The organism is Pseudomonas sp. lyk4-R2A-10 (assembly GCF_030209075.1).
Taxonomy (GTDB): Bacteria; Pseudomonadota; Gammaproteobacteria; order Pseudomonadales; family Pseudomonadaceae; genus Aquipseudomonas; species Aquipseudomonas glycinae.
Genome location: NZ_JARVSR010000011.1, coordinates 70965 through 84582, shown reverse-complemented (window position 1 = coordinate 84582; position 13618 = coordinate 70965). Strand labels below are relative to the sequence as shown.

Annotated in this window: 13 protein-coding genes; 4 read left to right on the top strand and 9 right to left on the bottom strand. The window is 59.1% G+C overall.

Features of this window, described 5'->3' with window-relative positions; genetic code table 11:
• Positions 1-129 precede the first annotated feature (129 nt).
• The 4 genes from dapB to grpE all read right to left on the bottom strand — a co-directional run bounded on the left by dapB (position 130) and on the right by grpE (position 4956).
• A complete protein-coding gene (dapB, locus tag QRN46_RS17480) occupies positions 130-936 on the bottom strand; it encodes a 4-hydroxy-tetrahydrodipicolinate reductase (RefSeq protein ID WP_011332397.1) in 807 nt (268 codons plus the stop codon).
• 9 nt (positions 937-945) lie between these two features.
• Entirely contained in the window at positions 946-2070 is a 1125-nt protein-coding gene (dnaJ, locus tag QRN46_RS17475; RefSeq protein WP_041475136.1) for a molecular chaperone DnaJ, read from the bottom strand.
• A 297-nt stretch (positions 2071-2367) separates the two neighbouring features.
• Positions 2368-4284, bottom strand: a complete 1917-nt coding sequence (gene dnaK, locus QRN46_RS17470) for a molecular chaperone DnaK (protein ID WP_011332395.1) — start codon at positions 4282-4284, stop codon at positions 2368-2370.
• Positions 4285-4386: 102 nt separating this feature from the next.
• Positions 4387-4956 (bottom strand): nucleotide exchange factor GrpE, encoded by a 570-nt coding sequence (grpE, locus tag QRN46_RS17465; RefSeq protein ID WP_011332394.1) that lies wholly within the window; start codon positions 4954-4956, stop codon positions 4387-4389.
• Between the two features lie 240 nt (positions 4957-5196).
• On the opposite strand from grpE, the gene recN reads away from it, so the two are divergent.
• A complete protein-coding gene (gene recN, locus QRN46_RS17460) occupies positions 5197-6870 on the top strand; it encodes a DNA repair protein RecN (RefSeq protein WP_221615027.1) in 1674 nt (557 codons plus the stop codon).
• Between the two features lie 75 nt (positions 6871-6945).
• On the opposite strand, the gene fur is transcribed toward recN, so the two are convergent.
• Complete coding sequence (gene fur, locus QRN46_RS17455; RefSeq protein ID WP_011332392.1) at positions 6946-7350, bottom strand: ferric iron uptake transcriptional regulator; 405 nt, start codon at positions 7348-7350, stop codon at positions 6946-6948.
• A gap of 97 nt (positions 7351-7447) precedes the next feature.
• Here fur and QRN46_RS17450 point away from each other — a divergent pair, with 97 nt between their 5' ends.
• Positions 7448-7975, top strand: coding sequence for an outer membrane protein assembly factor BamE (locus QRN46_RS17450; protein WP_011332391.1), 528 nt, complete (start codon positions 7448-7450; stop codon positions 7973-7975).
• Positions 7976-8036: 61 nt separating this feature from the next.
• Here QRN46_RS17450 and QRN46_RS17445 read toward each other — a convergent pair whose 3' ends face one another.
• The 3 genes from QRN46_RS17445 to QRN46_RS17435 are packed head-to-tail and all read right to left on the bottom strand — an operon-like array spanning position 8037 to position 10189.
• Positions 8037-8351: an RnfH family protein gene (locus tag QRN46_RS17445; protein ID WP_011332390.1), complete on the bottom strand. Its 315-nt coding sequence runs from the start codon at positions 8349-8351 to the stop codon at positions 8037-8039.
• The gene (locus tag QRN46_RS17440) at positions 8344-8778 is read right to left on the bottom strand and encodes a type II toxin-antitoxin system RatA family toxin (RefSeq protein WP_201818980.1); all 435 of its coding nucleotides are present in this window, start codon (positions 8776-8778) and stop codon (positions 8344-8346) included. Before QRN46_RS17440 ends, QRN46_RS17445 begins: the two co-directional genes overlap by 8 nt.
• Before the next feature lie 7 nt (positions 8779-8785).
• A complete protein-coding gene (locus QRN46_RS17435; RefSeq protein WP_011332389.1) occupies positions 8786-10189 on the bottom strand; it encodes a sodium-dependent transporter in 1404 nt (467 codons plus the stop codon).
• A 119-nt stretch (positions 10190-10308) separates the two neighbouring features.
• Here QRN46_RS17435 and smpB point away from each other — a divergent pair, with 119 nt between their 5' ends.
• Positions 10309-10791: an SsrA-binding protein SmpB gene (gene smpB, locus QRN46_RS17430; protein ID WP_007953781.1), complete on the top strand. Its 483-nt coding sequence runs from the start codon at positions 10309-10311 to the stop codon at positions 10789-10791.
• 50 nt (positions 10792-10841) lie between these two features.
• On the opposite strand, the gene QRN46_RS17425 is transcribed toward smpB, so the two are convergent.
• A complete protein-coding gene (locus tag QRN46_RS17425) occupies positions 10842-11609 on the bottom strand; it encodes an FCD domain-containing protein (RefSeq protein WP_007953782.1) in 768 nt (255 codons plus the stop codon).
• A 261-nt stretch (positions 11610-11870) separates the two neighbouring features.
• On the opposite strand from QRN46_RS17425, the gene QRN46_RS17420 reads away from it, so the two are divergent.
• Positions 11871-13565 (top strand): lactate permease LctP family transporter, encoded by a 1695-nt coding sequence (locus QRN46_RS17420; RefSeq protein WP_011332388.1) that lies wholly within the window; start codon positions 11871-11873, stop codon positions 13563-13565.
• The last annotated feature ends 53 nt before the right edge of the window (positions 13566-13618 follow it).

Here is a 13618-nt window from a genome sequence, read left to right as displayed (position 1 = left end):
TGTAGCTTACAGAAAAAGGGATTTTTGGTCTACCGCCAATGAGCCTGAAAGGCCAGAGAATGCGACAGGGCGTCGCCCGGCGGAGCAAAACCGGCACAAACAGGGCGTTTGCGCCGGCTTCAGAACATCTCAATGCAGGCCGAGCACGTCCTGCATGTCGTACAAACCAGGCTCGCGAGCATCCAGCCACAACGCCGCACGCACCGCGCCCTTGGCGAATGTCATGCGACTCGAAGCCTTGTGCGTGATCTCCAGCCGCTCGCCCTCGCAGGCAAACAACACCGTGTGATCGCCCACTACATCACCACCGCGAACAGTGGCAAAGCCGATAGTTTCACGCTCACGGGCACCAGTGTGGCCTTCACGACCATAGACCGCGACTTTCTGCAGATCACGATCCAGCGCATTGGCGATCACTTCACCCATGCGCAGGGCCGTACCCGACGGCGCATCAATCTTGTGCCGGTGATGGGCTTCGATGATTTCGATGTCCGCATCTTCCGCCAACACCCGTGCCGCCATGTCGAGCAGCTTCAGCGACAGGTTGACGCCGACACTGAAGTTGGCGGCGAACACGATCGGAATATCCTTGCCCGCCTCGGCCAGCAACTGCTTCTGCGCAGCGTCCAGCCCGGTCGTGCCGATCACCATCGCCTTGCCGGCCTTGCGGCAGAAGGCCAGGTTTTTCAGCATCACTTCCGGCAGGGTGAAGTCGATCAACACATCGAACTCTTCCGCCACTGATTCCAGATTCCCGGACAGCGGCACGCCGATTCGACCGAGCGAAGCCAGCTCACCGGCATCCACACCGATCAGCGTACTGCCAGGGCGGACAATCGCGGCCGTCAGACCGGTCAGTGGCGCGCGCTGCTGCACCGCCTCGACCAGAATCTTGCCCATGCGCCCGGCAGCGCCCATCACAGCTATACGTCGCATGCCGACTCCTTACAGATCGCCGAAGAAGCGTTTCACACCGTCGAACCAACCGGTGGTTTTCGGGGAGTGGCTGTTGTCGTCCGCCAGGGAGCTGCGGAACTCTTCCAGCAGTTCACGTTGACGACGGGTCAGATTGACCGGCGTCTCGACGGCCACGCGGCACATCAGGTCACCCGCACCACCGCCACGCACTGGCGCCACGCCTTTGCCGCGCACGCGGAACTGCTTGCCGGTCTGAGTCCCTTCCGGAATCTTCAGCTTGACGCGACCGTCGAGGGTCGGAATTTCCAGCTCGCCGCCCAGGGCCGCGTCGACGAAGCTGATCGGCACTTCGCAGAACAGATGCTTGCCGTCACGCTGGAAGATGTCGTGTTCGCGGACATTGATCACCACGTACAGGTCGCCGGTCGGACCACCCTGAGTGCCCGCCTCGCCTTCACCGGACAGACGAATGCGGTCACCGGTGTCGACACCGGCCGGCACTTTGACGGAAAGGGTTTTGTATTCTTCGACGCGACCGTCGCCGTGGCAGGAGTCGCACGGGTCGGAAATGATCTTGCCCTGGCCATGGCAGCGCGGGCAGGTCTGCTGCACCGAGAAGAAGCCTTGCTGCATGCGTACCTGACCGATGCCGCCGCAAGTCGGGCACGTCGATGGTGACGAGCCTTTCTTGGCGCCCGAGCCATCGCATGGTTTGCAATTGACCAGCGTCGGAACGCGGATATTCACGGTCGTACCGCGTACCGCTTCTTCCAGGTTCAGTTCCAGGGTGTAACGCAAATCGCTGCCGCGCTGAGCGCCGCCACGGGAACCGCCGCGACCGCCACCGAAGAAGTCACTGAAGACATCACCGAAGATATCGGAGAAGTTCTGACCGCCGAAACCGGCACCGCCGCCGCCCATGCTCGGGTCGACGCCGGCATGACCGTACTGATCGTACGCTGCACGCTTGCTGGAATCGGACAGCACTTCGTAGGCTTCGTTGGCCTCCTTGAACAGATCTTCCGACGCCTTGTCACCGGGATTACGGTCCGGGTGGTGCTTCATCGCCAGACGGCGATAGGCCTTTTTCAGGTCTGCTTCGCTTGAGCCGCGCTCAACACCCAACACTTCGTAATAGTCACGCTTAGCCATAAGTTCTTCATACTCTTGAGGACGTTCGGCAAATCCCTCCTGAGCTTCGCCAAACTCGTTGAGCCCCAATACAGGCCCGGACCCAACTCACGTCAATTCAACGATCCTGGTCTTTGGTTCATGCGGTATTTGCGGCGCGAAAAGCAGGAGCATTCCCGGCCATACCGCCAACACACGAAGCTTGTCGCATGCTGTAAAAATTCGCGTATTCCAGATACGCCAACGCGGGAGCAAGCTCCCGCGCGGCGACATCCTACCAGTCACCGCCGCAAGGCAGTCAACCGGGCGACCAACAACTTACTTGTGGTCTTTGACTTCTTCGAACTCGGCATCGACAACATCGTCAGCCTTTTCAGCTTTCTCGTCGTGCGGTGCTGCGCCTTCAGCAGGCTGAGCCTGTTCGGCGTACATCTTCTGAGCAACCGGTGCAGAGACTTTCGACAGCTCTTCAACCTTGGCGTCGATGGCAGCCTTGTCGTCGCCTTTGACGGCAGCTTCCAGGGCAACCACAGCCGCTTCGATTGCAGTCTTCTCTTCTGCAGTCACTTTGTCGCCAGCGTCGGCGATCATCTTGCGAGTCGAGTGAACCAGTGCATCACCCTGGTTACGGGCAGCGGCCAGCTCTTCGAACTTGCGGTCTTCCTCGGCGTTCAGCTCGGCGTCGCGCACCATCTTCTGGATTTCTTCATCCGACAGACCAGAGTTGGCCTTGATGGTGATCTTCTGCTCTTTGCCAGTCGCCTTGTCCTTCGCACCTACGTGCAGGATGCCGTTGGCGTCGATGTCGAAGGTCACTTCGATCTGCGGCACACCACGTGGAGCAGGTGGAATATCGGCCAGGTCGAACTTGCCCAAGGACTTGTTCTGTGCGGCTTGCTTGCGCTCGCCTTGCAGGACGTGAATGGTCACGGCGCCCTGGTTGTCGTCGGCCGTCGAGAACACTTGCGATTTCTTGGTAGGAATCGTGGTGTTTTTCTCGATCAGCGCGGTCATCACGCCACCCATGGTTTCGATACCCAGGGTCAGCGGGCTGACGTCGAGCAGCAGAACGTCTTTCACGTCACCGGCCAGAACGGCGCCCTGGATCGCAGCACCCATGGCAACAGCTTCGTCCGGGTTCACGTCTTTACGTGCTTCTTTACCGAAGAAATCCGAAACAGCTTTCTGCACCATCGGCATACGGGTCTGACCGCCGACCAGGATCACGTCGTCAATCTTGCTGGCGTCGATGCCGGCGTCTTTCAGAGCAATGCGGCATGGCTCGATGGTACGAGTCACCAGATCTTCAACCAGCGATTCGAGCTTGGCACGGGAGATCTTCACATTCAGATGCTTCGGACCGGTCGCGTCTGCAGTAATGTACGGCAGGTTGACGTCGGTCGACTGCGAGGAAGACAGCTCGATCTTGGCTTTCTCAGCGGCTTCTTTCAGACGCTGCAGGGCCAGAGGATCGTTCTTCAGGTCCATGCCGGACTCTTTCTTGAACTCGTCGACGAGGTAGTCGATCAGGCGCATGTCGAAGTCTTCGCCACCCAGGAAGGTGTCGCCGTTGGTGGCCAGCACTTCGAACTGGTGCTCGCCGTCAACTTCAGCGATCTCGATCACGGAGACGTCGAAAGTACCACCACCGAGGTCGTAAACGATCACGGTGTGATCGCCCTTGGCCTTGTCCATACCGTAAGCCAGAGCAGCAGCGGTCGGTTCGTTGATGATACGTTTTACGTCCAGACCGGCGATGCGGCCAGCATCTTTAGTTGCCTGACGCTGACTGTCGTTGAAGTACGCCGGAACGGTGATCACCGCTTCGGTCACAGCCTCACCGAGATAGTCTTCGGCGGTCTTCTTCATCTTTTTCAGGACTTCGGCGCTGATTTGCGGCGGAGCCATCTGCTTGCCGGAGGCCTCGACCCAAGCGTCACCATTGTTAGCCTTGACGATCTTGTAAGGCACCAGCTTGATGTCTTTCTGTACAACTTCTTCTTCGAAGCGGCGACCGATCAGACGCTTCACTGCGAAAAGGGTGTTGTGCGGGTTGGTCACAGCCTGACGCTTGGCCGACTGACCGACCAGGATTTCGCCATCGTTGGCGTAAGCGATGATCGACGGCGTGGTGCGCGCGCCTTCAGCGTTCTCAATAACTTTGGCTTTGCCGTTTTCCAGCACGGAGACGCAGGAGTTGGTAGTCCCCAGGTCGATACCGATAATTTTGCCCATGTTCACTCTCCCGAAACTTTGGATTTTTTTGCCGCAGCAGTGGTGGCTGACTGCGGTAATACTTAAACGCTTGACTTGTAAATGGGGGCCTTGCGGCTAATTTCAAGCCTTCTCGTCAATCGAAGGCGAAACTGGCGCCGGCGCCTTGCTGACCACGACCATCGCCGGACGCAGCAGGCGACCGTTGAGCTGGTAGCCCTTCTGGAACACCTTCAGAATGCTGTTCGGCTCCAGGTCAGCACTTTCCTGCATGGCCATCGCCTGATGCTCCACGGCATTGAACGGTTCGCCTTCCTGCGGGCTGACAGCGACAAGCTGATAGCGCGTGAGGGTGTCGTGAAACATTTTCAGGGTCAGCTCGATGCCTTCGCGCATCGGACGGATGCTTTCGTCATCCGGGCTCGACAGCTCGAGACCACGCTCCAGGCTGTCGACGATCGGCAGCAGATCGCCGGCGAATTTTTCCAGCGCAAACTTGTGCGCCTTTTCGACATCCTGCTCGGCACGGCGGCGGACGTTCTGCAGATCGGCAGCTACGCGCAGCGATTGATCCTGCGCGGCGGCCAATTGCTCTTCGAGCACTTGTACACGGGTCGCCAGGTCATCACCCGAGGCCTCGGGCGCCTGATTGGCTTCTGGATTTTGCGTATCTACTGTCTGTTCGTCAGCCATAGAATTCTCCTTTCAATATCGTCCGCGAGTTCGATTCGCGCTTCTGCCCCGATATATGGGGCCGCAAAATCAGGCTTCAAGGGCTGACAACGATTAACCCTACAAAAAAGTGCTGCATTGGCATTCCCGGGCGCGACAGGCATTTGATCGGATCATCCTCATCGATCCAAGCGAGGGCATTGTCAGCCCGAAACAAAACACTGTATAAATAACCAGACCTGAAGCCTGGGAGCGGCCTTTATGCTGGTGCACCTGTCCGTACACAACTACGCCATCGTTGAACATCTCGATCTCGAACTCGATCGCGGCATGAGCGTGATTACCGGGGAAACCGGCGCCGGCAAGTCGATCATGCTCGACGCCCTGGGCCTGACGCTCGGTGATCGCGCCGATAGCGGCGTGGTTCGACCGGGCGCCGACAAGGCCGATATCCTGGCGACCTTCGACCTAGCCGACATCCCCGAGGCCAGCGCCTGGCTGGCGGAACGCGACCTGGAAATCGACGGCCCGTGCATCCTGCGCCGGGTCATCACGTCCGAAGGTCGGTCACGCGGCTATATAAATGGCACGCCCTGCCCGCTTGGCGATCTCAAGGCACTCGGCGAGCTGCTGATCGATATCCACAGCCAGCACGAACACCAATCCCTGCTCAAGACCGACACCCACCGGCGCCTGCTCGACGAGTACGCCGGGGCCACCGATCTGGCACGCCAGGTTCACCTGGCCGCCCAGCGCTGGCGCCAGACTCGCCAGGAGCTGGAACGCCTTTCCAACTCCGGCGACGAACAGCGTGCACGCCATCAACTGCTCAGCTATCAACTCGAAGAACTGGAAAACCTCGGCCTCGGTGAAAACGAGCTGGAAGAGCTGGAGCAGCAACACAAGAACCTGACCAACGCCGAAACCCTGCTCGGCATCTGCCGACAAGTGGTCGAGCAATGCAGCGAAAGCGATTCCGGCAATGTGCTGAATGCCTTGACGGCCAGCCTCAACCGACTGTCGAGCGTGAACAGCTCGGTGGGTGCGCTGGGTGAAGCGAGCAGCCTGCTGACCAGTGCGCAAATCCAGGTCGAAGAGGCCGTCGGCGAGCTCAATCGTTTTCTCGACAACTTCGACGCTGATCCGGCGCGCCTGCAATATCTCGAGGAACGCCTGGACTCCATTTACACATTGGCACGCAAACACCGCATTCAGCCGACGGAAGTGGCAGAGATGCAGCAGAAGCTGCTCGACGAAATCGAAGCGCTGGACGCCAACGATGAATCCATCGAACGCCTCGCCGAAGAACTCGCTTCCTATGCCCGCCACTATCAGGAAAAGGCTCGGGAACTCAGTGAGCTGCGCCATCAGGCAGCCGGCAGCCTGGCAAGCGCGGTGGAACAGGAGATTCAGCGCCTGGGCATGCCCGGCGGGCGCTTCACCATCGAACTGCGCGCCAACAATAGCAGCGAGTTGCAACCCAATGGTCTGGAACAAGTCGAGCTGCTGGTGAGCGCCAACCCGGGTCAACCCTTGAAAGCCTTGGCCAAAGTGGCGTCCGGCGGTGAGTTGTCACGGATCAGCCTGGCCATCCAGGTGATTACAGCCCAGACCTCTCGCGTACCGACATTGGTATTCGACGAAGTGGACGTGGGGATTGGCGGTCCGACGGCGGAAATCGTCGGCCAATTGTTACGCCGCCTCGGGGATCGCGGACAGGTTCTGACGGTCACGCATTTGCCGCAAGTTGCGGCTCAGGGGCATCAGCACCTGTTCGTGCACAAGGTACGTGGCGAGCAGGCGACTCATACGGCCGTTTCGAAGCTGAGCAAGAATGACCGCATAGAAGAAGTCGCGCGGATGTTGGGCGGCATCGATCTGACCAAAGAGTCCTTGGCGCACGCGAAGAAGATGGTCGTAACCGCAAAGGTTTAAGAACCGCAGAAAGCACGAAGGCGACCCTCGGGTCGCCTTCGTTCGTTTCGCGAACCTGAAATTCGCGCGACATGCTTACTTTTTCTTGCGTACGTACAGGACGAGATTGTGATCAACCAACTCGTAATCGTGCTTCTCGACGATCGCCTTCTGAAGCTTTTCGATTTCTTCGTCGAAGAATTCGATGACTTCGCCCGACTCCACGTTAACCATATGGTCGTGGTGGCCACCATCGGCCAATTCGAATACCGCGTGGCCGCCGTCGAAGTTGTGACGGACCACGAGGCCAGCCGCTTCGAACTGGGTCAGAACACGGTAAACCGTGGCCAGACCGACATCCTCGCCAGCTTCCATCAACGCCTTGTAGACGTCCTCGGCACTCATGTGACGCTGCTCGGTAGAGTCGAGCATTTGCAGGATCTTGACCCGTGGCAGGGTCACTTTGAGGCCGGCTTTGCGTAGTTCGCTATTTTCAACCATGGTCAGCTTTCTCGCGATGCTGCTTCGCAGCTTCTCTTAATGCGGGTATGATCGGCGTTTACGTTGTCCCAGCCAAGATAGTGGAAGTCGCCCACCGATGCAAAACACCAAGCTCTTGCTAACCAGTTTCACCTTTGTGGGACTGCTCGCACTCGCCGGTTGTTCATTCCCCGGGGTTTACAAAATCGACATCCAGCAGGGCAATGTCGTCACGCAGGACATGATAGACCAGTTACGCCCGGGAATGACCCGGCCGCAAGTACGGTTTATCATGGGCAACCCTCTGCTTGCCGACACGTTCCATGCCAACCGCTGGGATTATCTGTACAGCCTGCAACCGGGTGGCGGTGAACGCCAGCAGGAACGCATGAGTGTCATTTTCGACTCGAATGACCGTCTTGTCAGCCTGTCCGGTGACTTCATGCCGGGCGTCAGCCGTGACGAAGCCATTCTCGGCAAGGACAGTGGCACCAGCGTGACCGCTCCTGCTGAGAACACCGAGCAGCCGAAACCGGAAAAACCGGCCAAGCCAGGCTCCTTGCTGGATCAGATCCAGAAGGACGTCGATGGTGTGGAAACCGTTCCGGTTCCAACGCCAGAACCGCTGGACACCTCGCCGCAATAATTTGCGACGCAATAAAAAACCCGGAAATTCCGGGTTTTTTATTGCCTGCCGTTCGACCACCCTACTGGTTTCGCGCCTTGGCTTCGGCAGCCTTGGCGGCACGCAGACGGCGCACCTCTTTCGGATCAGCCAACAACGGTCGATAGATCTCGATGCGATCGCCTTCCTGAACCCGCCGGGCATCAGGATCAGCGATCACTTTGCCGAAGATCCCCAAAGGACAACTGATCAGATCCAGCTCCGGAAACTCAGCATCAATCCCGGACGCCATCAGCGCCGCACGCACCGTCGTACCCTCGGCAACACTGATTACACGCAAAACCTGACGATCAACGGCGGCATACACCACTTCGATTTCGATCACCGGCTCAACCATGCATCTGCTTGGCGCGCTGGCAGAACGCATCCACCAGTGTATTGGCTGCCTGATTGAACAAAGGACCGAGCGTCGCGCGGACCAGCGGCCCGGCGTAGTCGAAGGACAGATCCAGACTGATCTTGCAGGCCTTCTCGTTCAGCGCCTTGAACACCCAGACGCCGTGCAGTTGATTGAACGGCCCCTCCTCCAGGTTCATCTCAATCGACTGCCCCGGCACCAGCGTATTGCGCGTCACGAAGTGCTGACTGAGCCCCCCCTTGGCCACGCCGACACTGGCGCGCATATGCTCGAGCGAGCTTTCCAGGACTTCTGCAGACGAGCACCACGGCAAAAACTCGGGGTAACGCGCCACGTCATTGACCAGGTCGTAGAGAAATTGCGCCGGGTAAGGCAGCAGCGCCGATCGTTGAATATGTGTCGTCATGTAAGCGTCACTTCCAGAGCTGGGCGGCAAACACTACAAGAATGCCGATGGGCGCCACATAGCGCATCAAGAACAGAGACAGGGCGAACAGCGCCGGGCTGCGAATCGACAATTCGTCACGCACCGCTTCACGCCCCATCACCCAACCGGCAAACAGCACAAAGCACAGCCCGCCGAGCGGCAACATGATCCGCGAGGTGAAGAAGTCGATCACACCAAAGAAGTCCAGGCCACCGGCCGCACCCCATTGGTAGAGATGGAACACCCCGCCATCGTTCACGAAAAATTTGGCTTCCTTCCAGATATTGAAGGAAAACACCGTGCCCAGGCCAACGAACCAACAGGTGAACGCCAACCAGAATGTCACCCAGGCACGACTGATTTTAGTCCGCTCGACCAGATAGGCGACCATCGGCTCAAGCAAGGAAATCGCTGAGCTCCAGGCGGCAATCGCCACTAAAACGAAAAACACCACGCCCATCAACTGGCCGAAAAGCACGTTACCGAAAGCAAATGGCAGGCTGACGAACATCAGCCCCGGGCCTTCGCTCGGGTTCAAACCACCGGCGAACACAATCGGAAACAAGGCCAGACCGGCCACCAGCGAAACAAAGGTATCGAGCAACGCCACACCCACAACCGTACCGGACAGCGAAGCTTCCTTGGTCATATAGGCGCCGTAGATCATGATCGAGCCCACGCCCACGCTCAGGGAGAAGAACGCGTGGCCCATGGCCGGCAGCAAGCCGTCGAGGACTTTTTCCGGGTGGAAATCGAACATGAAGTGCACACCCTCCATGAAATGCCCGGTGGTCATGCTGTAACCCAGCAGCACCAGCACCATCACGAACAGCAGCGGCATCATGATCCGCAGGCTGCGCTCAAGCCCGGCAACCACGCCCTTGGCGATCACCACAGCCGACAACAGCATGAAAACCGTGTGCCAAAGTGTCAGGCGCCAGGGGTCGGAGATGACATTGCCAAAATAGGCCCCGACCTGATCGGCCGTAGCCCCCTGAAAATCTCCGCGCCCCATATCAATGATGTAATCCAGCGACCAGCCGCCGACCACACTGTAGAAAGACAGGATCAGCAACGCCGTGATCATCCCGGCGAACGCACCCCACGACCATTTGCCCGAGTGACCGGCTTCCAGCGCCAGCATCTTCAGGGCATTCGCCGGGCTCTGACGGGCACGGCGGCCGATCAGGGTTTCGGCGAGCATCACCGGGATACCGATCAGCGCGATACACGCCAGAAACATCAGCACGAAGGCGCCGCCACCGTAGACCCCGACCATGTAGGGGAATTTCCAGATGCTGCCCAATCCCACGGCCGAACCGGTCGCGGCGAATATGAAAACCCAGCGGCTAGCCCAACTGCCGTGGACAGAAACCTTGTCTGTCGACATCGTTTATCACGCCCAAGCGTTAGAAAAAGAGGCCGCATTGTCCGGGATTCACTCAACCTGCTCAAGCACGCAGCATCACCGTAGCCGACAGCCGTTTATCTCCATATAATGCCGCCCCTATGGCTAAACAGAAGAAACACCCAACAGGGACCATCGCGCAAAACAAAAAGGCGCGACACGATTACTTCATCGAGCACAAGTTCGAGGCTGGTCTGGTCCTGGCCGGCTGGGAAGTAAAAAGTCTGCGGGCAAGCAAGCTGCAACTGGTCGACAGTTACGTGTTGCTCAAGGATGGCGAAGCCTGGTTGCTCGGCAGCCACATCACGCCTCTGATGACCGCCAGCACCCACGTCATTGCCGACCCGGTGCGTACCCGCAAGTTGCTGCTCAACCGCCGCGAACTGGACAAGCTCGCCGCCGCCGTGCAGCAAAAGGGTTACGCCTGCGTGTGCCTGTCCTGGTACTGGAGCAAGCACATGGTCAAGTGCGAGATTGCTCTCGGCAAGGGCAAGAAGGAATACGACAAGCGCGATACCGAACGCGAACGCGACGCCGGTCGCGAGTTGCAGCGTGCGGTGCGCAACAAGGGCAAGGAAGACTGATTCCTCTGCCTGAATGACCGTTCCCGCGCCTGGCACGGGAGCGGTCTTTTTTACATCCCTTTGCGTCGCTCGGCGCGAGCCATGCGCTGCACTTCCTGTCGCACTTCTTCCAGCACTTCCTGCACATACAGAATGTGTCGGCTGGAGACCTCACGCGCCTGCTCCGCGCGCCCCTCGATAATCGCCAGATACAATTCCCGATGCTGGGTGATCAGCATGTCGCGGGTTTCCGTGCGCTGCTTGTACATGCCACCGATGTTGGTCACCACGTTACGCTTGAGCAGATCGAACAAGCCGCGAATGGTGTGCAGCAACACTGCGTTGTGACTGGCTTCGGCAATCGCCAGGTGGAATTTCGCATCCGCCGCACCCTCTTCCGCCCGGCTCACTTCATCGTGACGCGAATAGCAATCCTGTAACTCTTCAAACGCCGCCGTCAGCCGTTCACGATCCACGTCTGTGGCGCGCAACGCTGCGTAATAGGCGCACGATGCCTCCAGTGTGTGACGAAATTCCAGCAGATCGCGCTGTGCCTCGGGATTGCTTTCCAGCAATTGCAGCAGCGGATCGCTGAACGTCGAACCGAGGCTTTCCACAACATAGTTGCCGCCGCCCTGCTTGCTGACCAGCAAGCCCTTGGCCGCCAGTTTCTGAATCGCCTCGCGCAACGAAGGCCGGGAAACGCCGAACTGCTCCGCCAGTGCCCGCTCGGCCGGCAGACGCTCGCCGGACTTCAGCGTGCCCTCGAGAATCATCCCTTCCAGTCGCTCGACAATGTCATCAGACAAACGGCGCTGACGTATCTGATCAAACCCCATCACTCAATTCTCCACCATCCCGACCGCTCGCCGGGCTCTCTATTCTGGCCTATCGGCGCCTTGCCGACACCTGCCAGATGAAACGCCCCGGACCGGATCAGATCGATTCTGCACCGGTGATTCGACGAAAGTTTCAGGGCGGCAAATTGACACACCGACATCAAGGCTTTTACCCTAGCCAACAGCGATTGTAAATTGGTATTACCAATTAACCAAGAACGCTGACAGCGCCTGACCAACAACAATTAGGGGCCACCCCATATGCAAACCTGGCAACAGCTCTACAGCCCGCTCGGCAGTCTCGGCGTGTCCGCACTCGCGGCCGTCATCCCCATCGTTTTCTTCTTCCTCGCTCTGGCGGTGTTCCGCCTCAAAGGTCATGTAGCCGGCAGCATCACGCTCGCCCTGGCCATCGCCGTGGCGATCTTCGCGTTCCAGATGCCGGTCGACATGGCGTTCGCCGCCGCCGGATATGGCTTCGCCTACGGCCTGTGGCCGATTGCCTGGATCATTGTGGCGGCGGTGTTCCTGTACAAACTGACGGTCAAGAGCGGTCAGTTCGAGGTCATCCGCAGCTCGGTGCTGTCGATCACTGACGACCAACGCTTGCAGGTGCTGCTGATCGGTTTCTGCTTCGGTGCCTTCCTGGAAGGCGCCGCCGGTTTCGGTGCGCCCGTGGCGATTACCGCTGCGCTGCTCGTAGGCCTGGGTTTCAACCCGTTGTACGCCGCCGGCCTGTGCCTGATCGCCAACACCGCACCGGTGGCGTTCGGCGCACTGGGGATTCCGATCATCGTGGCCGGGCAAGTCACCGGCATCGACGCGTTCAAGATCGGCGCAATGACCGGCCGCCAGCTGCCGCTGCTGTCGCTGTTCGTGCCGTTCTGGCTGGTGTTCATGATGGATGGCCTGCGCGGCGTGCGTGAAACCTGGCCAGCAGCGCTGGTTGCCGGCCTGAGCTTCGCCGTGACTCAATACTTCACTTCGAACTTCATCGGCCCGGAACTGCCGGACATCACGTCGGCCCTGGCCAGCCTGATTTCGCTGACCCTGTTCCTGAAGGTCTGGCAGCCAAAACGTGCCGCCGGCCAGCACATTGCCGGTGCCGTTTCCGCTTCGGTGGTAACTGCCAGCGTCGGCGGTTTCGGCCAGAAGCGCACCACAGTCGCTTCGCCTTACAGCCTCGGGGAAATTTTCAAGGCGTGGTCGCCGTTCCTGATCCTCACCGTGCTGGTGACCATCTGGACGCTCAAGCCCTTCAAGGCCATGTTCGCCGCCGGCGGTTCGATGTACGCCTGGGTGTTCAACTTCGCGATTCCGCACCTTGATCAACTGGTGATCAAGACCGCACCGATCGTGGCCGCCCCGACCGCGATCCCGGCCGTATTCAAACTCGATCCGATTTCCGCGACCGGCACGGCGATTTTCTTCTCCGCGCTGATCTCGATGCTGGTGCTGAAGATCAATTTCAAAACTGGTCTGACCACTTTGAGAGAGACCTTCTACGAACTGCGCTGGCCGATCCTGTCGATCGGCATGGTGTTGGCGTTTGCCTTCGTCACCAACTATTCCGGCATGTCCTCGACCATGGCTCTGGTGCTGGCGGCGACCGGCGCGGCGTTTCCGTTCTTCTCGCCTTTCCTCGGCTGGCTCGGCGTGTTCCTGACCGGTTCCGATACTTCGTCCAACGCCCTGTTCAGTTCGCTGCAAGCGACCACCGCGCACCAGATCGGGGTCAACGACACTTTGCTGGTGGCCGCCAATACCAGCGGCGGTGTGACCGGCAAGATGATCTCGCCACAATCGATCGCCGTGGCCTGCGCCGCGACCGGTCTGGTGGGCAAGGAATCCGATCTGTTCCGCTTCACCCTCAAGCACAGCCTATTCTTTGCCACGATCGTCGGCCTGATCACTTTGGCTCAGGCCTACTGGTTCACTGGCATGCTGGTGCATTAAGACTACAAGCGACATGGAAATAACCGACGCCGGTTCGTGATTCCGGCGTCAGC

Bases quoted from the DNA above. Each gene is read 5' to 3' on its own strand.
- dapB (WP_011332397.1), bottom strand. From the start codon at position 936: ATGCGACGTATAGCTGTGATGGGCGCTGCCGGGCGCATGGGCAAGATT.
- dnaJ (WP_041475136.1), bottom strand. From the start codon at position 2,070: ATGGCTAAGCGTGACTATTACGAAGTGTTGGGTGTTGAGCGCGGCTCA.
- dnaK (WP_011332395.1), bottom strand. From the start codon at position 4,284: ATGGGCAAAATTATCGGTATCGACCTGGGGACTACCAACTCCTGCGTC.
- grpE (WP_011332394.1), bottom strand. From the start codon at position 4,956: ATGGCTGACGAACAGACAGTAGATACGCAAAATCCAGAAGCCAATCAG.
- recN (WP_221615027.1), top strand. From the start codon at position 5,197: ATGCTGGTGCACCTGTCCGTACACAACTACGCCATCGTTGAACATCTC.
- fur (WP_011332392.1), bottom strand. From the start codon at position 7,350: ATGGTTGAAAATAGCGAACTACGCAAAGCCGGCCTCAAAGTGACCCTG.
- QRN46_RS17450 (WP_011332391.1), top strand. From the start codon at position 7,448: ATGCAAAACACCAAGCTCTTGCTAACCAGTTTCACCTTTGTGGGACTG.
- QRN46_RS17445 (WP_011332390.1), bottom strand. From the start codon at position 8,351: ATGGTTGAGCCGGTGATCGAAATCGAAGTGGTGTATGCCGCCGTTGAT.
- QRN46_RS17440 (WP_201818980.1), bottom strand. From the start codon at position 8,778: ATGACGACACATATTCAACGATCGGCGCTGCTGCCTTACCCGGCGCAA.
- QRN46_RS17435 (WP_011332389.1), bottom strand. From the start codon at position 10,189: ATGTCGACAGACAAGGTTTCTGTCCACGGCAGTTGGGCTAGCCGCTGG.
- smpB (WP_007953781.1), top strand. From the start codon at position 10,309: ATGGCTAAACAGAAGAAACACCCAACAGGGACCATCGCGCAAAACAAA.
- QRN46_RS17425 (WP_007953782.1), bottom strand. From the start codon at position 11,609: ATGGGGTTTGATCAGATACGTCAGCGCCGTTTGTCTGATGACATTGTC.
- QRN46_RS17420 (WP_011332388.1), top strand. From the start codon at position 11,871: ATGCAAACCTGGCAACAGCTCTACAGCCCGCTCGGCAGTCTCGGCGTG.